The sequence below is a fragment of the Streptomyces sp. NPDC048291 genome (assembly GCF_043201715.1).
Classification (GTDB): domain Bacteria; phylum Actinomycetota; class Actinomycetes; order Streptomycetales; family Streptomycetaceae; genus Streptomyces.
In genome coordinates this window covers 341,069-364,154 of record NZ_JBICZC010000005.1, presented here as the reverse complement: position 1 = coordinate 364,154, position 23,086 = coordinate 341,069, and the positions used below count along the sequence as shown (strand labels likewise).

At 70.3% G+C, this 23,086-nt stretch carries 12 protein-coding genes; 4 read left to right on the top strand and 8 right to left on the bottom strand.

Translation table 11 applies throughout. From position 1 onward, the window contains the following. The first annotated feature begins 362 nt into the window (after positions 1-362). Complete coding sequence (locus ACGF5O_RS15550) at positions 363-4,106, top strand: GH92 family glycosyl hydrolase (protein WP_393810625.1); 3,744 nt, start codon at positions 363-365, stop codon at positions 4,104-4,106. A 54-nt stretch (positions 4,107-4,160) separates the two neighbouring features. Here the strand turns inward: ACGF5O_RS15550 and ACGF5O_RS15545 are convergent, their stop codons facing one another. The 3 genes from ACGF5O_RS15545 to ACGF5O_RS15535 form a co-directional block, all read right to left on the bottom strand. Then, a complete protein-coding gene (locus tag ACGF5O_RS15545) occupies positions 4,161-4,550 on the bottom strand; it encodes a hypothetical protein (RefSeq protein WP_393810397.1) in 390 nt (129 codons plus the stop codon). A gap of 69 nt (positions 4,551-4,619) precedes the next feature. Then, complete coding sequence (locus ACGF5O_RS15540; RefSeq protein ID WP_393810396.1) at positions 4,620-7,895, bottom strand: GH92 family glycosyl hydrolase; 3,276 nt, start codon at positions 7,893-7,895, stop codon at positions 4,620-4,622. Between the two features lie 359 nt (positions 7,896-8,254). After that, positions 8,255-9,346, bottom strand: coding sequence for a lytic polysaccharide monooxygenase (locus ACGF5O_RS15535; RefSeq protein ID WP_393810395.1), 1,092 nt, complete (start codon positions 9,344-9,346; stop codon positions 8,255-8,257). 256 nt (positions 9,347-9,602) lie between these two features. Here ACGF5O_RS15535 and ACGF5O_RS15530 point away from each other — a divergent pair, with 256 nt between their 5' ends. Then, positions 9,603-10,217, top strand: a complete 615-nt coding sequence (locus ACGF5O_RS15530) for a Uma2 family endonuclease (protein WP_393810394.1) — start codon at positions 9,603-9,605, stop codon at positions 10,215-10,217. A 24-nt stretch (positions 10,218-10,241) separates the two neighbouring features. On the opposite strand, the gene ACGF5O_RS15525 is transcribed toward ACGF5O_RS15530, so the two are convergent. Together ACGF5O_RS15525 and ACGF5O_RS15520 are read right to left on the bottom strand one after the other, a co-directional pair. Further along, on the bottom strand, positions 10,242-11,762 hold the full coding sequence (locus tag ACGF5O_RS15525; protein WP_393810393.1) for an ATP-binding protein: 1,521 nt from the start codon (positions 11,760-11,762) through the stop codon (positions 10,242-10,244). Beyond that, positions 11,759-12,484 (bottom strand): response regulator transcription factor, encoded by a 726-nt coding sequence (locus tag ACGF5O_RS15520; RefSeq protein ID WP_393810392.1) that lies wholly within the window; start codon positions 12,482-12,484, stop codon positions 11,759-11,761. Before ACGF5O_RS15520 ends, ACGF5O_RS15525 begins: the two co-directional genes overlap by 4 nt. A gap of 244 nt (positions 12,485-12,728) precedes the next feature. Here ACGF5O_RS15520 and ACGF5O_RS15515 point away from each other — a divergent pair, with 244 nt between their 5' ends. Both ACGF5O_RS15515 and ACGF5O_RS15510 read left to right on the top strand, forming a co-directional pair. Next, positions 12,729-16,415, top strand: coding sequence for a S8 family serine peptidase (locus tag ACGF5O_RS15515; RefSeq protein ID WP_393810391.1), 3,687 nt, complete (start codon positions 12,729-12,731; stop codon positions 16,413-16,415). Between the two features lie 76 nt (positions 16,416-16,491). Next, entirely contained in the window at positions 16,492-17,493 is a 1,002-nt protein-coding gene (locus ACGF5O_RS15510; protein WP_393810390.1) for a helix-turn-helix transcriptional regulator, read from the top strand. 79 nt (positions 17,494-17,572) lie between these two features. Here ACGF5O_RS15510 and acnA read toward each other — a convergent pair whose 3' ends face one another. The 3 genes from acnA to ACGF5O_RS15495 form a co-directional block, all read right to left on the bottom strand. After that, complete coding sequence (gene acnA, locus ACGF5O_RS15505; RefSeq protein ID WP_393810389.1) at positions 17,573-20,287, bottom strand: aconitate hydratase AcnA; 2,715 nt, start codon at positions 20,285-20,287, stop codon at positions 17,573-17,575. 752 nt (positions 20,288-21,039) lie between these two features. Continuing rightward, positions 21,040-21,888 carry a hypothetical protein gene (locus ACGF5O_RS15500; protein WP_393810388.1) on the bottom strand — a complete coding sequence of 283 codons (849 nt, stop codon included), beginning with the start codon at positions 21,886-21,888 and terminating at the stop codon, positions 21,040-21,042. After that, the gene (locus ACGF5O_RS15495) at positions 21,885-23,048 is read right to left on the bottom strand and encodes a hypothetical protein (RefSeq protein WP_393810387.1); all 1,164 of its coding nucleotides are present in this window, start codon (positions 23,046-23,048) and stop codon (positions 21,885-21,887) included. The genes ACGF5O_RS15500 and ACGF5O_RS15495 overlap by 4 nt, the downstream gene beginning before the upstream one ends. Positions 23,049-23,086 lie beyond the last annotated feature (38 nt).

Genomic DNA, 23,086 nt, shown 5'->3' with positions numbered 1-23,086 from the left:
CGGGTAGTGCTGGGTCGTGCAGGAAGTCGTGCGGGAAACGCCGACAGGTATAGTCCACTTCCCGCCAGCGGGGCAAGATCGAATGCAAGGTTGGCCACGGGTCTTTTCCTAGTTGAGACCTGTCGGAAATATGAGCGATCTCTGTACGCCTTGCCGGAAAAAGAGCCGACATACACCCCTGAATGCCGCAGCCAACACCCTTGACATCACGGGTCACTTGACCACCTACTGGTTCCTGCGCCACGCATCTGACAACGTTGTCTCATGTGGCAGGGAGGGTACCCGTTGTGATGCAGCGGAGAACGCAGCGAAGAACAGGACACGGATCTGGTACGGCGGTCGTGATCGCGGCCGCCGTAGTCATGACCCTGGGCTCCCAGGGAGCCGCGGTGGCGCTGCCGGCGAAGGCACCGGCCGCCGCGACGCAGTTCGCATCCTCGTTCGAGTCTGGCGATCCGTCACCGGACTGGACCGACACCGTGGACACCGACCCGAGCGGCGCCCCGCGCGCCGCCGGGGTGGACGGCGGCTACAGCACCGGCATCCCCGGCAACGTCACCGACCACGTGACCGACGTGCGGGCGAGCGGCGAGAACACCGGCGCGGGCGAGGTCAAGGAGAACCTCGTCGACGGCGAGTCGGGCACCAAGTGGCTCACCTTCGAGCCCACCGGCTGGGTCGAGTTCGACTTCGACAAGCCGATCAAGCTGGTGACCTACGCCCTCACCTCGGCCAACGACTACGACGAGCGCGACCCGAAGGACTGGACCCTCCAGGGCTCGACGGACGGCAAGGACTGGAAGACCGTCGACACCCGCGGCGGCGAGGCCTTCACGGAGCGGTTCCAGACCAAGTCGTACGACCTCGCCGCACCCGCCGAGTACCAGCACTTCCGGCTCGACGTCACGAAGAACAACGGCGCCCCGGACATCCTCCAGATCGCCGACGTCCAGTTCTCCACGGGCGGCAGCGGCGGTCCGGTGCCGCAGGACATGCTCTCGCTGGTCGACAGGGGCCCGAGCGGCTCGCCGACCGCGAAGGCGCGGGCCGGGTTCACCGGCACGCACGCGCTGCGCTACGCCGGACGGCACACGGCGACCGGCCGGGCGTACTCGTACAACAAGGTCTTCGACGTGAACGTGAAGGTCGGCCGGGACACCCGGCTCGGGTACCGGATCTTCCCGTCGATGGCCGACGGCGACCTCGACTACGACGCCACGTACGTGGCGGTGGACCTGGCCTTCACGGACGGCACCTACCTGAGCGACCTCGGAGCGGTCGACCAGCACGGGTTCGGGCTGTCACCGCGCGCACAGGGCGCGTCGAAGGCGCTGTACGTCAACCAGTGGAACGACATCTCGTCGGTGATCGGTTCGGTCGCGGCCGGCAAGACGGTCGACCGGATCCTGGTGGGCTACGACTCCCCCGCGGGGCCGGCCAAGTTCCGCGGCTGGCTCGACGACGTGTCGCTGAAGCCGGTGGCCCCCGAGAAGCCGAAGGCGCATCTGTCCGACTACGCGCTGACCACCCGCGGCACCAACTCCAGCGGCAGCTTCTCGCGCGGCAACAACTTCCCGGCGACGGCCCTGCCGCACGGCTTCAACTTCTGGACGCCGGTGACCAACGCGTCCTCGGAGAGCTGGCTGTACGAATACGCCCGCGCGAACGACGACGACAACCTGCCGACGATCCAGGCGTTCAGCGCGAGCCACGAGCCGAGCCCCTGGATGGGCGACCGGCAGACCTTCCAGATGATGCCGTCCGCCGCCCCGGGCACCCCGGACACCGGCCGGGAGGCCCGCGAGCTGGCCTTCCGGCACGAGAACGAGACCGCACGGCCGTACTACTACGGGGTCACGTTCGAGAACGGACTGAAGGCCGAGATAACGCCGACCGACCACGCGGCGGCGCTGCGCTTCACCTACCCGGGCGCGGACGCGAGCGTGATCTTCGACAACGTGACCGAGCAGGCGGGCCTGACCCTCGACAAGGAGCACGGGACCGTCACCGGCTACTCCGACGTGAAGTCGGGCCTGTCGACCGGCGCGACCCGGCTCTTCGTCTACGGCGTCTTCGACAAGCCGGTGACCGGCGGCGACTCCGCCGGGGTCAAGGGCTACCTGCGCTTCGACGCGGGCGCCGACCACACCGTCACGCTCCGCCTGGCCACCTCCCTGATCAGCGTCGACCAGGCCAAGGACAACCTGCGCCAGGAGATCCCGGACGGCACCTCCTTCGACACGGTCAAGGCGGGGGCGCAGAAGGTCTGGGACAGGCTGTTCGGCAAGGTGGAGGTGGAGGGCGCCACGGCCGACCAGCTGACCACCCTCTACTCCAGCATGTACCGGCTGTACCTGTACCCCAACTCGGGCTTCGAGAAGGTCGGTTCGACGTACCAGTACGCCTCGCCCTTCTCCCCGATGACGAGCCAGGACACCCCGACGCACACCGGCGCGAAGATCGTGGACGGCAAGGTGTACGTCAACAACGGCTTCTGGGACACGTACCGCACGACGTGGCCGGCGTACTCGCTCCTGACACCCGGTCAGGCGGGCGAGATGGTCGATGGGTTCGTGCAGCAGTACAAGGACGGCGGCTGGACCTCGCGCTGGTCCTCCCCCGGGTACGCCGACCTGATGACCGGCACCTCCTCGGACGTGGCGTTCGCGGACGCCTACGTCAAGGGCGTGAAGTTCGACGCGAAGGCGGCCTACGACGCGGCCCTGAAGAACGCGACCGTCGTGCCGCCCTCCTCGGGCGTCGGCCGCAAGGGCATGTCCACCTCCCCCTTCCTCGGCTACACCAGCGACGACACCCGCGAGGGCCTGTCCTGGGCGATGGAGGGATACGTCAACGACTTCGGCATCGCCGAGATGGGCAAGGCGCTCTACAGGAAGACGGGCGAGAAGCGCTACAAGGAGGAGTCCGACTACTTCCTCAACCGCGCCCAGGACTACGTGGACCTCTTCGACTCCAAGGCCGGTTTCTTCCAGGGCAAGGACGCCCAGGGCGACTGGCGGGTGGACTCGGCGACGTACGACCCGCGCGTGTGGGGCTACGACTACACCGAGACCAACGGCTGGGGCTACGCCTTCACCGCCCCGCAGGACAGCCGGGGCCTCGCCAACCTGTACGGCGGCCGGTCCGGCCTCGCCGACAAGCTCGACGAGTTCTTCGCGACGCCCGAGACGGCCTCCCCCGACTTCGTCGGCTCCTACGGCGGGGTCATCCACGAGATGACCGAGGCCCGGGACGTCCGGATGGGCATGTACGGCCACTCCAACCAGGTCGCCCACCACGTCATCTACATGTACGACGCGGCCGGCGAGCCCTGGAAGGCGCAGGCCTATGCCCGTGAGGCGCTCTCCCGGCTCTACCTGGGCAGCGAGATCGGCCAGGGCTACCACGGCGACGAGGACAACGGCGAGCAGTCGGCCTGGTACCTCTTCTCGGCCCTCGGCTTCTACCCGCTGGTGATGGGCAGCGGCGACTACACGATCGGCTCCCCGCTGTTCAAGAAGGCGACGGTCCACCTGGAGAACGGCCACGACCTGGTGATCAAGGCCCCGCGGAACAGCGCGAAGAACGTCTACGTCCAGGGCGTCCGCGTCAACGGCCAGAACTGGACGTCGACCTCGCTCCCCCACTCCCTTCTCTCCAAGGGCGGGGTCATCGACTTCGCGATGGGCCCGAAGCCGTCGAACTGGGGCACCGGCAAGGACGCCGCCCCGGTCTCCATCACCAAGGACGACAAGGTCCCCGCCCCGCGCGCGGACGTCCTGAAGGCCGACGGCTCCCTGTTCGACAACACCTCGGCCACCGAGCAGACGGTGACGTCGGTGGACCTGCCGGTGACCAGGTCGGCCAAGGGCATCCAGTACACCCTCACCTCACCGTCCGACCACACCAAGGCCCCGACGGGCTGGATCCTCCAGGCGTCGACGGACGGCACGAACTGGCGGACCGTGGACAAGCGTTCCGGTGAGTCCTTCGCCTGGAACCTCCAGACCCGGGCGTTCACCGTCCAGAAGCCCGGGACGTACACCCACTACCGGCTCGTCCTGGACACCGAATCCACGCTGGCAGAGGTGGAGTTGCTGGCCTGAGGCAGCGACACGACAGAGGGGGCGGGCCCGTTCGGGCCCGCCCCCTCCCGTTGTTCAGACCTCCGGGATCTCCCCGTCGAGCAGCGGCAGGACGCGCCGCAGCGCCGCCGCGTGGGCATGAACCCGCTTCAGCATGGCCCGTCTGGTGAACGCCGAGGAGAGGACGTCCTGCGGAGGACCGCAGCCGAGGGCGGTGTACAGGTCGTCGAGCCAGACGTGCTTCCTCCCCGGCGTGCCGTCCGGATCGACCGACAGCAGGCCGGTGCTCACCGTGGGCTCACGACCGTCGTGGTACCAGAGCCGCACCGCCAGGCCGCCGCGCCGGAACACCAGCCCGAGGCCGTCGTCCTCCGGCTCCGAGAAGCCCTCGCTCTCGGTGAGGTAGGCGAAGGCCGTGCGCACTTCCGACCGGAACTCCTTCGGCAGGTCGGGTCGCTCGCCCATCCGGTGATGGTCCCAGGCGAGGTGGTGCCCCGGCCAGTCGGAAACTGGCCGGGGCACGCGGGACGCCGCTCAGCCCACCGCGAGGGTGAACACGTGCAGGTCGCTGTTCTCGGGCAGCCGGACGCTCTTGACGGTCCTGCCGTCCGGGGCCGTGAAGGGCCTGGTCGCGAAGATGTAGGTCGCCACCGGGTCCTTGTCCGCGCCCGCGACGTTGCGGTACGCGCTCCTCGCCACGATCTGGTTGCCGTACTGGACGGTGCCGCCTCCGCCGCCGATGGTCCAGTCGGTGAAGGAGAGGTCGACGGTGGCGGTGGTGCCGTCGGTGTAGGTGACGGTCGCCTGGGCGGCCTGGTTGCCGTTGGTGGCGCTGCCCAGGAAGGACAACGCGGCTGCGGGGGTGGGGAGTTCGATGGTCTGGGCGGTGGCCGTCGCGTTGTCGGGGCGGCCTGCGGGGGCGTTCGGCCAGGTGTAGGCGAGGCCGTCGACCGTGCCCTGGGTGCCCGGGGTGAGGCCGGCCGCCGCGAGGGCCTGGCGGGAGTAGCTCCAGCCGCCGCCGTCGAAGTCGGCCTCGTCGTGGTCGCCGGAGTCGTCCGAGATGCCGGTGTTGGAGTAGGCCGCGAGGAGGGTGCCGGGGGCCGCGACGGTGAGGGCGACCGGCTGGACGTAGGAGGAGTCGGCCGAGGTGACGGTGACCTTCGCGTCGTAGTAGCCCTGCGGGGTGCCCGCGGTGGTGGCGAGAGTGATCCGCTGGGAACCGCCGGTGACCGCCCCCGCCGCGGGGGTGGCCGATACGCCGTCCGGTGTCTCGACGCGGAAGCGCACCTCGGGGCCGCTGCCGCCGGACAGGGACAGGGCGCGGACGGTGACCGTCGTGCTGTCGCCGGGGGCGATCGTCGCGGCCGTCGGGCCGACGCCGATCTGGTACGGCTGCTCGCCCGTCCGGAAGGACGGCGGCGCGGCGGCCGTGCCCCAGGTGCGGTTCGGGGTGGCCGAGAGGGTGTAGTCCAGGCGGCCACCGTCGCGGACGAACGAGCTGTCGAGCCAAGGGCGTTCACCGGTACGGCCGTTGACCTTCAGCGACTGGACGTACGGGGCGTCGGCGGCCGCTCCCGGGGCGTGGATCGAGATGTCGTTGCCGCCCGGGCGGTCGATCTCCACGCGTGCGAACAGGGGTGAGGCCAGCACGAGTTCGGCGCGGGACGGGACCTGCGGGTACATGCCGAGCGCCGAGAAGACGTACCAGGAGGACATCGCGCCGAGGTCGTCGTTGCCGGGGATGCCGCCGGGCTGCGTCGACCAGAGCTGTGTCATCGCCGCGCGGACGGTCTCCTGGGTCCGGTAGGGGGCGCCGGCGTAGTCGTACAGGTAGGGCACGTTGAGCGAGGGTTCGTTGTCCAGCTCGGACTTGTCGCCGCCGCTGCCGGTGAAGGCCCAGCTGCCGTCGCTGTCGTGGAAGAAGGCGTCGAGGCGGGCGAGGGCCTTGTCGGTGCCGCCCATCGCGGCGAAGAGCCCCGCCGGGTTGTGCTGGACCATCCACGTGTACTGGGCGGCGGTGCCCTCCACGAACCCGTTGCCGGTGGCCGGGGTGAAGCCGGTGACCCAGCTGCCGTCGGCCTTGCGGTTGGCGATGTAGCCGCCGGTCGCGTCGGCGGCGATGTCGAAGTTGTTCTGCCACCACTGGGAGCGGTCGGCGAAGGCGGCCGCCGTCTCCTTCTCCCCGGCCGCCGCGGCGAGCTGGGAGAGGGAGAAGTCGGCCGTGGACATCTCCAGGGTCTCGGCGGCGCCGCCCCAGGCGTTGGACACGGACGGCATGTAGTGGTGGGACAGGTACTTGTCGAGCGAGGGTCGCTGCCCGGCCGACAGCACCGGCTTGCCGGCCGCGGACAGGTCCTGGGCCGTCGGGACGGTCGCCGCCTTCACCAACGAGTCCAGCGCCCCCTTCAGGTCGAAGTCGGTGCCGCCGAAGGCGCGGATGCCGGCGAGCGCGGTCGGTGCCGGGTCGCCGTTCATCACGTGGGTGCCGCTCGCGCCGTGCAGCCAGCGGTCCCAGACCCCGCCGTTCTGCCGGGCGAGTTCGTAGAGCGACTGGGCGATGTCCGAGCCCGTGCGCGGGTCCAGGAGGGTGAGCAGCTGGACCTGGTCGCGGTACACGTCCCAGCCGGAGAAGGTGCCGTACTGCGCGCGGTGGCCGCGGGCGACGCGGTGCACCTTGCCGTCGCTGCCCCGGTAGCGGCCGTCGGCGTCGCTGATGACGTTCGGGTGGAAGAGCGAGTGGTAGAGCGCCGTGTAGAAGGTGGTGCGGTCGGCGTCCGTGCCGCCGCCGACCCGGATCGCGTCGAGGCGGTCGCGCCAGGCGCGGTGGGCCGCGTCGCGGACGGCGTCGAAGGAGCGCCGCGGCGGGTTCTCCGCCCGCAGGTTCGCCGCGGCGGCGGCCTGACTGACGTAGGAGATGCCGACCTTGACGTTCACCGGGCCCGAGCCGGGCGCGAACCGGACGTATCCACCGGCACCCTTGCCGGCGACCGGCCGTCCGCCGTTCGCCGAGAAGCCGCCGGTGCCGCCGGACGCGGTGGTCGAGCCCGGGCTCAGCCGGTCGTCCTGCCAGGTGCCGGTGGCGGTGAAGGCGCGGTCGAAGCGGGCGGTGAAGTAGAGCGTGTAGTAGGAGCGTTGGCCCTCGGGGTCGAGGTAGCCGCAGAAGTCGCCGGAGGTGACCGAGCCGGAGACGGTGCGGGTGTCCGGGTCGATGGTGACGGCCGAATCGGCCGAGCCGACCTCGGAGTTGGCGGTGCGGACCAGGAGCGAGGCGGGCTTGCCGGCCGGGTAGGTGAAGCGGGCCGAGCCGGTGCGGGTGGTCGCGGTGAGGTCGGCGGTGACGCCGGAGGCGAGGCCGACCTTGTAGTGGCCGGGCTCGGCGGTCTCGTCGGCGTGGCTGAAGTCCGAGGCGTAGACGGCGTCCTTGGTGTCGCTCGCCGGGGACGAGGTGACCTCGCCCGCGTACGGGAAGAACGGGATGTCGCCGCTGCCGCCCGCGCAGCCGGTGCCGGACATGTGGGTCAGGCTGAAGCCGCGGATGCGGGTGGCGTCGTACTGGTAGCCGCCGGGCGCGGCCGTTCTCGTCGCGTCGCCTCTGGTGTTCTCCGGGCTCCAGGAGAGCATGCCGAAGGGCATGACGGCGCCCGGGAAGGTGTTGCCGCCGTTCCTGCTGCCGATCAGCGGGTCGACGTACGCCGTGGGGTCCTTGACCAGTTCGGGTGGTGCGCTGGTGGTCGTCGCCGCGAGGGCGGGGGTGGCACCGCCGGCGGCGAGTACCGCGGCCAGCAGCAGGGACAGGGGTCGGAAACGCATGACGCGGCCCTTCCTCCTTCGGACGGGTCGCGCACCACAGGTCGCACAAGCCGCAGGGACAGTAACGTGCGCCACCGGTAACACGGAAGACCGCGTATGCTGCGGCGGCGCGGCCCCGTTTCACCCGGTCGGGTGACCTGAAGTGGGTTGACATCGTTGTCGGTTGGAACGGTAGAGTCATGTACAGACCATGAGACAACGTTGTCGCCCGTCACGGCGTCGACACAAGCCGCACAGCAGACGCGCAAGAGGCACCACGAGCAACTCCTCCCCGGACAGGCCGCCCACCCCCCTCGCCTGCCCGGCTCGCGGACCCGGTGTGCACCGGCACCGGGTCCGCCCAGAGCGGATCGCGCCCGTCAACCGACCTGGCACGGCAGGCCGGTCGCGCTGTCCCCGCCGTCGCCCTGGACGACGTATCCGAACGTCGTGCTCTGTCCGGGACTGAGCGAGCCGTTCCAGTCGGCGTTGTGGACCATCACGTCCTGCCCGCTGTAGGTGGCGTTGCCGTTCCAGAGGCTGGCCACCGACTGGCCGCCGGGGAGTGTCCAGTCGACCATCCAGCCGAGCATCGGGACGTCACCGCTGTTGGTGACGGTGACCTCGGACTGGTAGCCGCCGGGCCAGCTGTTGGTCGTGGTCCGGGTGGCGGTGCAGGTGCCGGGCGGGGGTTCGGTGGGGTTGCCCGGGTCGTGGATGCCGGTGACCTCGCCGTTGCCGCCGTCGAAGACGACGTCCGAGCAGGAGTAGAAGGTCTCCGTGCTGTCCGAACGCTGCCACACCATGTAGATGATGTGCCGCCCGGTCTTGTTCGCCGGAAGCTGCCCGGTCCAGGAGTAGTTGGCCTCGACCGTGCCCGGGGTGCCGTTGAGCGGCGGGTGGTCGACGGTCAGGAACGGGGTGTCCTCCATCTCGTCCCAGGTGAGCGGCTTCGTCGGGTCGTAGCCGTCCTTGGTGACGTAGACGTAGAACCAACCCGGGTGCGCCGCCCAGGCGTTGTAGGAGAAGTCGACGGTCGCACCGGAGGTGAGGTGGGTGACCGGCCAGTCGTCGCGGGGCAGGTCGAAGCCGGTGAAGTTGGGGTTGCCGCCGCTGCACAGCGAGCCGTCCGGCACGAAGCCGCGGGTGCGGCCGGCGCCGTCCGAACGCAGCACCGAGAACCAGTTGTAGAACGGCGTGGTCCCGCTGACCTGCTGAGCCGCCTTGCAGGCCGGGTTGACGGGCTTGATCTCACCGGTGTCGGTGAGCCCGTCCTGCCAGCACAGGAAGGTACGGCTGCCGGGTTTCATGGGGGTGCCGTGCGCCTGGGCCGGGGCGCCCGCGGCCAGGATCAGGGCGAGGGCGGGGACGGTGGTCAGGAGGGCGAGCAGGGTGAGGAAGAGGGCTCGGCCTCGGGTGGGGAGGGGTAATCGGGGAAGACGGGACGGAGCCCGCCTGATTGTCATATGCATGACAGATCTGCCTCTGTGTGGGGTGAACGGTCGTGCGCGGGTCGGGGAGGGACGGGCGCGGGGCGGGAGCGGACCCGGCACGCCGGGCGGGTTCCGGTCCGCCGCGACGCCTGATGGGAGCGCTCCCACCCCACTCTCCTGTGAAGCTAGCGCGGACGGGGGCGGGTGTAAACGGCTCGGCATGGCTCCACTGGTTCGAGTGGCGATACCTTCGTACAGAGGATCACGACGCGTCACCGCGTCCACACTCTCGCCCATGGGAGCAGTGATGACGACACGCCAGCAGGGACCGGCCAACGAGGACAACTGGATGTTCCCGCCTGCTGACGGCTGGACGTTCGACCAGGTGAAGAACCTGGAGCTGCCTTTCGACTGGGAACTCGTGGACGGATGGATCGTGGTCAAAGGGCAGCCCAGGTTCTGGCACAACGACGTACGGGACGGCGTCGCCGACGCCCTCAAGGCAGCTCGCCCAAAGCCCTATCGGGTTCTGAGCGAGCAGTGTGTGATGGTGGACGAGCAGAACGTCGTCAAGCCCGACGTGATCGTCTTCGACCCTCGGAACCTTGACTACTTCGAGGTGGAGTGCATCCCGACGTCACACCTCATCCTCGCCGTCGAGGTCGTTTCCCCCGGCTCCCGCCGAGATGACCGCGTGAGCAAACCTGCACAGTTCGCCGTTGCCAAGGTCCCCTGCTACTGGCGCGTCGAGCTCGACCGGGACCACAAGCTGACGGTGCACGAGTACTGGCTCAATGCCGACACGCGGTCGTACTTCCCGGCTCCCCTGCATCCGGTACACCGCGGCAAGCTCGTCACCGAAGTACCGTTCCCTGTCCAGATCGACCTCGACGCTCTCGTCGGATTCTGATCCCCCCTTCCGGCACGGTGCTTCCTAGACCGACGCCGGGCGGGTCCGTACCGCCGCGTCCGTGGGCAGGAGTTCGGCTGTCGGCAGCTCGACGGTGAACTCTGTACGGCCCGGCGCGCTCTGTACGTCGATACGGCCGCCGTGGGCCGTCGTGATCGCGTCGACGATCGCCAGGCCCAGGCCCGAGCCGCCTTCCAGGACGCCGGCGCGGGTACGGGAGGTGTCGGCCCGGGTGAAGCGTTCGAAGACGGTCGGCAGGAGGGCGGGCGGAATGCCGGGGCCGTCGTCGCGGACCCGGATCACGCAGGTGGTGCGGGTGGCTTCGACGGACGCGGTCACGGTCGTGCCGGCGGGGGTGTGCACCCGTGCGTTGGCCATCAGGTTGGCCACCACCTGGTGCAGGCGGGCCTCGTCGCCCAGCACCAGTGCCGAGCCGTCGTCGAGGTCGAGGTCGAGTTCCAGCTGCCAGACGTGGTCGGCACCGGCCGCCCGTGCGTCCCACACCGCCTCCGCGACCAGCGCGGCCATGTCCACCTCGGCGGACTGGAGCGGGCGGCCCTCGTCGAGGCGGGCCAGGAGCAGCAGGTCCTCCACCAGGCTGCGCATCCGGGCCGACTCGGCGTTGACCCGGCGCCAGGCCAGGCCGGGCTCGATGCGGCCCGTGCCGCGGTTCATGAGCTCGGCGTACCCGGCGATCGAGGCGAGCGGGGTGCGCAGTTCGTGGCTGGCGTCGGCCAGGAAGCGGCGCATGCGCTCCTCGCTCCGGCGCACCTGTTCCTCGCTGTGCTGGCGTTCCGCCAGGGACGCCTCGACGTGGTCGATCATCCGGTTGAGGGCTGCGCCGACCTGGCCGGCCTCGCTGCCGGGGTCGGTGTCCCGCTCGGGCACCCGGGTCAGGCCGGTCACCTGGCCCCGGCCGAGCGGCGCGTGGGAGACCTCGACGGCGGTGGCGGCGACCCGGCCGAGGGGGCGCAGCTGGCGTCGTATCACCACCGCGCAGACGCAGCCGGCGGCCGTGAGGCCGACGACGGCGACCGCGATCTCGACCTCGACCAGGCCGCTGATGGTGTCCAGTACGTCGTCCATGGGGAGGCCGGCCAGGACCCGCACACCGTCGGCGTTCAGGGCGGTGACCCGGTAGGTGCCGAGGCCGGGGACCTGGCGGGTGTGGGTGGAACCGTCCTGTGCGAGGCCCTTCAGGGCGCCGGTCTGGGCCGTGGTGAGGGAGCGCGGGGGCGCGTCCTGGCTGACGACGGCCGCGTTGATGATGTCGCCCTCGGCGTCCAGGCGGGCGGCGAGCATGCCGGCCGGGTGGCCGCTCTCGTTGAGGAAGGTCAGGTCGCGGGTGAGGTCCGGGTGCAGGGCGGCACCGCCGACGCCGCGCTCGGCCGCGTCGCCGACCTGGTTGTCCAGACTGCCCATCAGATAGGCGCGTTGGGCGAACACGGTGGTCAGGGCGATCGCGGCGCACACGCAGACCAGGACGGCGGTGATGAAGACGAGCAGTCGCGTGCGCAGCGACCGGCTCCGCAGCCGGGCGGTCATCTGCCGTCCTCCACGGGCCGTACGACGTAGCCCATGCCGCGCACGGTGTGGATCATCGGGGCCCGGCCCCGGTCGATCTTGCGGCGCAGGCTGGAGATGTAGACCTCGACGAGGTTGCCGCCGCCGTCGAAGGAGGTGCTCCACACGTGGTCGAGGATCTGGGCCTTGCTGAGCACCTGGCGCGGATGGTCGAGGAGCAGGCTGAGCAGGTCGAACTCCTTGGCGGTGAGCCTGATCGGGGTGCCGGCCCGCTGCACCTCGCGGGACTCGCCGCTCAGCACCAGGTCGCCGAGGACGCGTACCGCGTCGTCGGCGGGGGGCTGTTCGCTGCCGGCCCGGCGCAGCAGCCCGCGCAGCCGCAGCACGACCTCCTCCAGGGAGAAGGGCTTGGTGACGTAGTCGTCGGCCCCCGCCTCCAGGCCGTCGATACGGTGTTCGACGGCGTCGCGGGCGGTGAGCATCAGGACGGGCAGCCGTGGCATCTCGTAGCGGAGTCTGCGCAGCACCTGGAGGCCGTCGAGGTCGGGCAGCATCCCGTCGAGCACCACCGCGTGCGGGGCGCAGCCGCGGGCCAGCCGAAGTGCCGTCTGCCCGTCGAGCGCGGGGTAGGGGCGCCAGCCCGCGTCGGCGACGGCGGCGGCGAGCAGCTCGGTGAGACCGGGCTCGTCGTCGACGATCAGGACGCGGACGCGGCCGGTTCGGGACGCGGAGGTGCCAGACATGTCTCGATACTGTCCCGGTCCGCTGAGGGAATCCTGTGCTCCCGCTAAGTCGCAGCCGTGGGAACGGCCCTCGCCCCGCCCCGGGAAGCGGGGTACACCGCCGGCCGCCGTGGCCGAAGCGGGCATTGGCACGCCCCGGCCACAGGAATCCCTTGAGTCGCTTTCCGGGCAGCGCCCACTCTGATCACTGGCTTCCGCCCACCGGGCCGGAGGCGTCTCAGCGTTCAGGGGAGGAAGTCCACCCATGCGAAGACTCCACGCCCTCTGGGCCGTGGCAGGAGCGGCCGGGCTGCTCGCGGGGGCCGTCGTGCCCGCCGCAGCCGGTGCCGCGTCCTCGGTCGACGGACCGGCCGCCACGAGCACACGGACCGTCACCACGGCGAGCGCCGCGCGCGTACAGACCGTCACCCTCATCACCGGCGACACCGTCACCCTCACCCCCGGAGCAGACGGCAAGTACGGCGTCGACGTCCGGCAGGGGAAGGGCCGTGCGGCCGTCACGTTCCTGTCCAGTGAGAAGAACGGCGAGATCAGCGTCATACCGTCGGACGCGATCCCGTTGCTCCAGGCAGGCCGACTCGACCCGGCCCTGTTCAATGTCACCCAGCTGGTGAAGCAGGGGTACGCGGACGCGAGGACCGCCACCACCCCGGTGATCGCGCGGTACAGGAAGGGCGGCGAGACCCCCGACGGCGCACGCCGCATGTCCGCCCTGCCCGGGATCGACGCCGCCGCGCTGACCGCGCAGAAGTCGACCGCCTTCTGGGCGGACGTCGCCCCGGCCGTCGGCACCGAGCCCACCACGAAGGCCGCCAGGCAACTCGGCGACGGCATCGACAAGATCTGGCTCGACGCCAAGGTGAAGGTGTCGCTCGACCAGAGCGTGCCGCAGATCGGCGCGCCCGAGGTGTGGAAGTCGGGCTACGACGGAACGGGCGTCAAGGTCGCGGTCCTGGACACGGGCGTGGACACCGGCCACCCGGACCTGGCCGGGAAGATCGCCGGTTCGGAGAGCTTCGTACCGGACGAGACGGTGCAGGACGGCTTCGGCCACGGTACCCATGTGGCCGACACGATCGTCGGGTCGGGCGCCGCCTCGGGCGGAAGGTACAAGGGCGTGGCGCCGGGCGCCCAGCTGCTGGTCGGCAAGGTGCTGGACAACACCGGCTCCGGCCAGGAGTCCTGGATCATCTCCGGCATGGAGTGGGCGGCGAACTCGGGCGCGAAGATCGTCTCCATGTCCCTGGGCGGCACCGCCTCGGGCTCCTCGGACGCGTTGAGCGAGACCGTCGACGAACTGTCCGCCGACACGGGCACCCTCTTCGTGATCGCGGCGGGCAACGCGGGCCCGGCCGACGAGACCGTCGGTACCCCCGGCATCGCCGACTCGGCGCTGACGGTCGGCGCGGTCGACAAGTCCGACAACCTGGCCCCGTTCTCCAGCCGCGGCCCGCGCATCGGCGACTCCGCGGTCAAGCCGGAGATCACCGCGCCGGGCGTGGACATCACCGCGGCCCGCGCGGCCGGGACCAGCATGGGAACCCCGGTGGACGACTACTACACGACGGCCAGCGGTACGTCGATGGCGACCCCGCACGTCGCGGGCGCGGCGGCACTGGTCGCCGAGGCTCATCCGGACTGGACGGGCCGGCAGATCAAGGCGGACCTGGCGAGCACCGCGAAGACCATGACCGACGCCACCGCCTTCGAGCAGGGCGACGGCCGGGTCGACGCCGTACGGGCCGTGGAGCAGGGCGTCTTCGCGACCCCGACGTTGAGCTTCGGCAAGTTCGACGACGGCGACAGCGATGTCGTCACCAAGGACATCACGTACACCAACACCACGGCCAAAGCGGTGGAGTTGAAGGTCGCGTCGAGCCTCGCGGACCTCGCGCTGGGAGCAGGTACGGTGACGGTGCCCGCGAACGGCACCGCCACGGTCCCGGTCGGCGTCGACCCGGCGGGTGAGGCCCAGGGCCGCTACACCGGTTATGTCACCGCGACCGCCGACGGCGTCCAGGTCACCACGGGCGTCGGCTTCGAGAAGGCGCCGAAGACATACGACCTGAAGGTGTCCCTCGTGAACCGGCAGGGCAACCCGTCCACCGGCGCCTCGATCTACACGTTGCAGGAGATCAACGGCGCCTACCCCAACGAGTACGGCTTCATCGGCTCGGGCTGGACCTGGCAGGTGCCGGCCGGCACCTACTCCATCGCGACCTGGATCCCGGACCTCGACGGGAGCAGGACGGCCGTCGGTACGTCGGTCGTCGGCAGTCCGGAGATCAGGGTCGACGGGGACACCGCTGTCGTCCTCGACGCCCGCAAGGCGGTGGAGATCAAGCCGAAGACCAGGGAGGACTCCGAGTTCCAGGGCTTCACCACCTCCTGGCACCGCGAAGGGCCGGGCGGCGCCTGGGGGCTGACGTACAGCCAGGGCTGGTGGACCGACCACGTCTACGTGGCGCCGACCCCGAAGGTCACCGAGGGAACCCTGGAGTTCTCCGCCAAGTTCCGGCTGTACGCCAAGGAGCTGACGGCGAGCGTCACCAGACCGGAGAAGACGGCGTTGTCGTCGCTCTACTACGCACAGACCTACAGCGGCTTCCCGCTGAAGATCAGCGGGAAGCACACGGTGCAGGCGGTGGACGCGGGCGGCGGCACCGAGGCCGACTTCGCGGGGCTCGACGTCAGGGGCAAGGTCGCGGTGGTCGGGGTCGGCTCCACGGACCGCGCGCAGAGCGCCCTGGACAACGCGACCAGGGCCGGCGCGGGTTATCTCATCGTGTACCGCAAGACCCCCGGTTTCTGGATCGAGGCCGTGGACAAGGCCACCACCGTCCCGGCGATGATCGCCACCGGTGAGGAGGGCGCGGAGCTCACCCGCCTGCTGCAGACCGGCAAGAAGGTCAAGCTGAAGCTGACCGGCACACCGGTCAGCCCGTACGTCTACAACCTGCTCGCGGCGCAGAGCGGTTCCGTCTCGGCGGACCAGACGTACGACCTGGACAGCTCCGACACGGCGAAGCTGACAGCCCGTTACTACGGGGCGACGGACGGCGCGATGGGCATGGACAGTCTGTACACGTTCCGCCCCTGGCAGCAGTTCAGCATCGAGACCGCCAAGTACCTGCAACTCGGTACCAAGCGCACCGAGTACTACTACGCCGACCCCGACACCCGTACCCGGCACACCGTCTACCCCGACTCGACGGCGCTCCTGGGCGAGTGGAGCCCGCTGAAGACCTACGACAAGGCGGTCACCGAGCCCTCGGAGGACTGGTTCCGCCAGGTCGTCCGCCCGGCGTCCAGCAAGGAGTACGGCACCTCCCAGCGCACCGGCGACAGACTCACCTTGCGGATACCGGAGTTGACGGACTCCACACCGGGCCACTACGGATCCGTGGACGGCACCCAGAACACCGCGACCGGCACGCTGTACGCGAACGGGGAGGCGGTCGGCAACTCGGCCCTCGGCGGGTACGGCACCTTCGACGTACCGGCGGACAAGGCCTCCTACCGCTTCGTCCTGGACGCGCAGCGCAAAGCCGACTGGGCCGTGTACTCCACGAGCACGCACACCGAGTGGTCCTTCGCCTCGGCGCACACCGACACCGCGACGGCGCTGCCGCTGCTCAGCCTCGGTATCACCCCGAAGGGGCTCGACCTCCTCAACCGTGTCGACGGCGGACGGGAGTCGGTGGTCGGCCTCTCGGTCACCGACCAGTCGGGCAACGTCAAGGCACGCGAGCTGAAGGCCTGGGTCTCGTACGACGACGGCACGTCCTGGAAGGAGGTGCCGGTCAAGCACGGCAAGGCGCGGTTCGAGCCCGCGAAGGGCGCGAAGTCCGTGTCACTGCGGGTGCGGGCCACCGACAAGGACGGCGACCGGATCGACCAGACCGTGCTGCGGGCGTTCGGCCTGAAGTGAGCGGCGCGGCTTGAAGTGAGCGACGGTCCGCAGCGGCGCGACGAGCCTTAACAATGATCGTCTACCGTACCGGGCCATGGTGAACACGGCACACGACCACACAGGACAGACCCCTGCCACGAGCCCCTGGGCCGTGGTGGGGGTCTCCGCCTTCGACGAGCGGGTGTACCAGACGATCCTTCAGCAGCCCGATATCGGCGCGGGCGGCTGGGCGCTGCTGACCGGGGGCTCGCCGGCCCAGGTGCGCGAGTCCTGCAACCGGCTGCTCGGGCTCGGTCTGCTCCAGGAGCCCGACTCGATGGGCGGGTTACGGGCGGTCGACCCGCGGGTGGCGATCCGCGGGCTGCTCCGGCGGCGCGAGACGGAGTCCGAACTGCTCGCCGCCACCGCCGAGGAGATGGCGACCGCGTACGAGGCGGGGCTGCTGCGCGAGGAGCCGTCCCGGCTTGTCGAGGTCGCGTCCGGCGAAGGCGCCATCGCGGCCCGTCTGGAGGAGCTGTACGCGCGCGCCGAGTACGAGGTGTGCCTCTTCGACACTCCCCCGTACCTCGCTCCGCCCGCCCCCCAGGTGGATCTCCAGGCCGATCTGCTCAGGCGCGGGATCGTCTCTCGCGGGATCTACGCGGCGACCGCCCTGGAGGATCCGAAGGTCCTCTCGCGCGCCTGGACCATGGCGGAACTCGGCGAACAGGCACGGGTGTTGCCGTCCGTACCGCTCAAACTGCTGGTCGTCGACGGATGCCGGGCGATGCTCCCGCTGACCGCCTCCGAGGCGGGCGGGTACTGCGCCGTCGTGGTGTGGCAGTCGGCGGTGACGGAGGCTCTGCAGAAACTCTTCGAACTGGCCTGGCAGCAGGCGACACCGCTCGGCCAGCCGGTGGGCCACGGTGGACTCTCCGAGGGCGAACAGGCGTTGATCAGTCTGCTGTCGGCCGGGATGAAGGACGAGGCGGTCGCCCGCCATCTGGGCGTGAGCCTCAGGACGCTGCGGCGGCGGGTGAGCGAGCTGCAGGAACGGCTGGGGGCGGCGAGCCGGTTCCAGCTGGGGATACGGGCCGCCCAGCGGGGCTGGGTGTAGCCGTCCCGGTCCGGGTACGGCGAAGGGCCGCACCCCCGGCGAACCGGAGACGCGGCCCTCGACTGCCGTTCCGTACCGCTTACTTGCGGATCAGGCTGCGCAGCACGTACTGCATGATGCCGCCGTTGCGGTAGTAGTCGGCCTCACCGGGGGTGTCGATCCGGACGACCGCGTCGAACTCGACGCCCGTGTCGGTGGTGACCTTGACCGTGCGCGGGGTGGTGCCGTTGTTGAGCTCCTCGACGCCGGTGAAGGAGAAGGTCTCCTCGCCGGTCAGACCGAGGGACTCGGCGTTGGCGCCCTCCGGGAACTGGAGCGGCAGCACGCCCATGCCGATGAGGTTCGAGCGGTGGATGCGCTCGTACGACTCGGCGATGACGGCCTTCACGCCGAGCAGCGCGGTGCCCTTGGCGGCCCAGTCGCGGGACGAGCCGGAGCCGTACTCCTTGCCGGCCAGGACGACCAGCGGGATGCCCTGCTCGATGTAGTTGCGCGAGGCGTCGTAGATGAACGCCACCGGCGCGTCCGCCTGCGTGAAGTCGCGGGTGTAGCCGCCCTCGGTGCCCGGCGCGATCTGGTTGCGCAGGCGGATGTTGGCGAACGTGCCGCGGATCATGACCTCGTGGTTGCCTCGGCGCGAGCCGTAGCTGTTGAAGTCACGACGCTCCACACCGTGCTCGGTGAGGTACGTGCCGGCCGGGGTGTCGGCCTTGATGGCACCGGCGGGCGAGATGTGGTCGGTGGTGACCGAGTCGCCGAGCTTGGCGAGGACGCGGGCGCCGGCGATGTCGGTGACCGGGGACGGCTCGTGCTGCATGCCCTCGAAGTAGGGGGGCTTGCGGACGTAGGTCGACTCGGCGTCCCACTCGAAGGTGTTGCCGGTCGGGACCGGGAGCGACTGCCACTGGGCGTCACCGGCGAAGACGTCGGCGTAGGACTTGTTGAACATGTCCTCGCCGATCGCGTTGGCGACGACGTCGTTGACCTCGGCCTCGGTCGGCCAGATGTCCGACAGGTAGACCGGCTTGCCGTCCTGGTCGGTGCCGAGGGCGTCCTTGGTGATGTCCACCTTCATGGAGCCCGCGAGCGCGTAGGCGACCACCAGCGGCGGGGAGGCCAGGTAGTTCATCTTGACGTCGGGGTTGATCCGGCCCTCGAAGTTCCGGTTGCCGGAGAGGACCGAAGTGACCGCGAGGTCGTGGTCGTTGACGGCCTTGGAGACCTCGTCCGGCAGCGGACCGGAGTTGCCGATGCAGGTGGTGCAGCCGTAGCCGACGAGGTTGAAGCCGACCTTGTCGAGGTAGGGGGTCAGGCCCGCCTTCTCGAAGTAGTCGGTGACGACCTTGGAGCCCGGGGCGAGGGTGGTCTTGACCCAGGGCTTGCGGGTCAGGCCCTTCTCGACCGCCTTCTTGGCCACCAGGGCGGCGGCGACCATGACGTACGGGTTCGAGGTGTTGGTGCAGGAGGTGATCGCGGCGACGGTGACCGCGCCGTGGTCGATCTCGTACGTGGTGCCGTCGGGGGCGGTCACGGTGACCGGGTTGGTCGGGACGCCGTTGGTGGTGGCCGGGGCGTCGGAGGCCGGGAAGGACTCCTTGCCCGCCTCGTCGGCGGTGTCCACGTAGTTGCGGACGTCGGTCTTGAACTGCTCGGCGGCGTTGGCCAGGACGATACGGTCCTGCGGGCGCTTCGGGCCGGCGATGGAGGGGACGACCGTGGCGAGGTCCAGCTCCAGCTTCTCGGAGAAGTCGGGCTCGGCCTTCGGGTCCAGCCAGAGGCCCTGCTCCTTGGCGTACGCCTCGACGAGCGCGACCTGCTGGGCGTCACGGCCGGTCAGGCGCAGGTAGTTCAGGGTCTCGTCGTCGATCGGGAAGATCGCGGCGGTGGAGCCGAACTCGGGCGACATGTTGCCGATGGTGGCGCGGTTGGCGAGGCTCGTGGCCGCCACGCCCTCGCCGTAGAACTCGACGAACTTGCCGACGACGCCGTGCTTGCGGAGCATCTCGGTGATGGTGAGGACGAGGTCCGTGGCGGTGGTGCCGGGCTTGAGCTCACCGGTCAGCTTGAAGCCGACGACGCGCGGGATGAGCATCGAGACCGGCTGGCCGAGCATGGCGGCCTCGGCCTCGATGCCGCCGACGCCCCAGCCGAGCACGCCGAGGCCGTTGACCATCGTGGTGTGCGAGTCGGTGCCGACCAGGGTGTCCGGGTAGGCCTGCCCGCCCCGGACCATGACGGTGCGCGCGAGGTGCTCGATGTTCACCTGGTGGACGATGCCGGTGCCCGGCGGGACGACCTTGAACTCGTCGAACGCGGTCTGGCCCCAGCGCAGGAACTGGTAGCGCTCCTTGTTGCGGCCGTACTCAAGCTCGACGTTCTGCTTGAACGCGTCGTTGGTGCCGAACTTGTCGGCGATGACGGAGTGGTCGATGACCAGCTCGGCCGGGGCCAGCGGGTTGATCTTCGCCGGGTCGCCGCCCAGCTCCTTCACGGCCTCACGCATGGTCGCGAGGTCCACGACACAGGGAACGCCGGTGAAGTCCTGCATGATCACGCGGGCCGGCGTGAACTGGATCTCCTGGCTGGGCTGGGCCTGCGAGTCCCAGCCGCCGAGGGCGCGGATGTGGTCGGCGGTGATGTTCGCGCCGTCCTCAGTGCGGAGCAGGTTCTCCAGCAGCACCTTCAGGCTGTACGGAAGGCGAGCCGAGCCTTCCACCTTGTCCAGCCGGAAGATCTCGTACGACTCGTCGCCCACCTGCAGCGTGCTGCGGGCGTCGAAGCTGTTCGCCGACACGACAGTCTCCTTCATTGATGTGCGCGTACCACCGTCATCGTGCCGCCACGCCGACTTGGCCGATCCAGTAAGGTCAGGCTAAGTTAGGCATGCCTTACCGGGGTGGCGGCTACGGTGCGCCTAGGCAGATATCTCGATGTCGAGATAACTCTAGTACACGGTCGCGGGTTGGTCATGCCCGGACCCGCTGTGTTGTGCGCCGCCACGCCGCCCGCGCCTGCGGCGGGCCCACGACCGCCCTGGTCGGCCGGGCCGCCCGCCGAGCACCGCCCCTTCCCGAAGCCGTCGGATCTCCTGGGCCAGAGGCGCGTTCCACCCCGTGTCGTCAGCCGCCCGCATCCGACGGCCCGCACGGACTCACCCGAGAGGGCGCGGGGCCCAGCGTGTGTGGACGGGGCCGGGGCACGGCGGAGCCTGCCGGTGACGGATCTCGCGGCGACAGGCCTGCCGGTGACGGGTCTCCCGGCGACAGGCCTGCCGGTGACGGGTCTCCCGGCGACAGGCCTCCCGGCGGCCGAGATCGTGCGGCCGGGGAACTCCCCTGCAGTTCCCCGGCCGTCTCGCCTCGCCCCCGCCGGAACCCCCCGGCTGCCCCGGCCGCACTCGCTCCCCCGGATCTCCGCGTGGCCCGACCCGGTCCGGGGCGGCCGCACCCTGTGCCGGACGGGGCCGCGCCCCCGCTCCCGCCCTCACCCCGGGCGGTGGGGGCCGGCTCGTTCGTCCTTTGTCGGCTCGGCCCCCGCGGCTCCGTTTCAGAGCGAGGTCAGCAGCATCACCAGCAGGGCCGCGGACAGGATCAGTACGGTGACCGTCAGCGCACCGATGACGGCCCACGTCCGGTCGACGGCGCGCCCGTCGTCCGGGGACGCCGGCGCTCCGGTGTCTCCCGTGCTTCGAGGGCCGCGGCGGCCGAGTGGGCCCTGGCCCCCAGGTTCCGGGCTTCCCGGCCTGCCCGGTCCAGCGTCGTACCCGCCAGCCGCAGGAACCCCGCCGCGGTCCTGCGGTACGGGAACGACCGCGGGTCCGCCGCCCGTCGCGACCGGGACGCGCCGCTCGGCCGGGGGTCGGGGGCGGCCCGAGAGGGCCGCCTGGATGCTCCTCTGCGAGTGGTAGGTGTCCTGGGTGACGCAGGGCAGCAGCGTTCCGCTCTCCGGTACCTCGATCGCGTCGGAGGGGCGCACCCCGAAGGTGTCGGAGTCGGCGTCGTGGAAGTCCTTGACGACCTCCGCGCACCGGACGTGCACGAGGCGGAAGAGCTCCCGCGTGGCGTCGTCGGTCCGCGGCCGGTCCAGGAAGACGACGCCTTCCATCAGGGGCGTCCTGCGCGAGCGGTTGCGGACGTACTCGACGTCCCGGCCGACGTCGGCTCCCGTCAGGTAGACCACCCGGTACAGCAGCCACAGGGAGTGCCCGGCCCGGTCGCGGTACTCGCGCAAGTAGGCGTTGTCGTCGGAGACCTCGCCGCCCGCGACGCTGGTGAGCAGCCCGTGCGTGCGGGTCTCGGCGAGGAACCTGGGGGCGACCACCACCTGGAAGTCGTGGCTGGCGGTACGGGTGATGACGAAGGGCCAGGCGTCCTGCCGGTCCGTTCCGTGGGTCATGAGGCCTCCTTCAGGACGAGCGACCCCGGGTGCACGGCCTCGAACTCGGCCAGGACGGCGTCGAACACCTCGGCCATGCGGGTCAGCGCCTCGTCCTCCGTGCGCGCCTGCAGCATCTGGCCGCGTACCTGGGCGATCTCCCGCTCGACCTGCTGTCTGCGCTCGGCGATCCGCTCCCTGCCGTACTCCTCGGCGGCTCCGAGGACATCCTGCTGGATCACCCGCAGCAGCGGCGAGCGGGCGGGCCGGGCGCCCAGGACGCCGCGCAGCAGGGAGAGTTTGCCGTCCCACCCCTCCATCCGTTCCAGCCGCCGCCTGTGCTGCTCGAGCAGCGGGCCCGCGCTCTCCGCCCGCAGCGCCGAGGCCCGCAGCTCGTCGCGGACCAGGTCCACCAGGACGGCCATGAACGGTATCTCGACGTTGTACGGCCTCGGGTACGTGCCGGGCCTGACCTGCTTGACCATGGTCCGGGAGGCGGGGTCCAGGACCGCGTACCCCTGGCCGAGCGCGCTCACCGGGATGAAGCGGAACGTCCCGACAGACTTGCGGTTGAGCCGGTCCAGGTAGAAGTCCGCGAAGTCCGGATGCTCCAGCAGACCGTCGAGCACGCTGCGCAGCGTGTGACCGGCCGCCTGCAGCAGATCCCACTTGGTGACCACCACGTGCACCGCGGCGTCGCTCTGCTGGATCTCGTTGAAGATCGCGATGAGTTCGTCGGTGAGGCCCGGCTCGCCGTCGAGCTGGCGGAGCACCTTCTCGCCGTCCAGCAGGAGCAGCAGGAACTTCGAAGCCCTGACCCGGTCCCAGACCGCCTGGCCCGCCTCGCTCTCCCAGGCGTCCGCGATCTGCATGAACGCGCCCGAATAGTCGAGGTAGGAGAGGGAGAACGGGCTGAAGACCTCGCCGTCCTCGGTCCGCAGCGAACACGTGAACGTCCACTCCGTGGTGTTCGCCTGCATGTTGGGGTCGGGCCACTCGTCGGGCGCTCCGGACGTCACCTCGCGGAAGATGTTGTTCAGTCTGACCTTGTCGGCGCCGGGGACGTTCACGAAGAACCCGGTGTCCGCCCGCTGGATGGCCAGCCGGCGGAAGAGGCTGGCCAGGTAGAGGGTCTTGCCCGAGCCGGACGGCCCGAGCACGGTGACAGGAATCGTGTCCATGCAGTGCCTCGTTCGGTGACGCGGAACAGCGTCGCGGG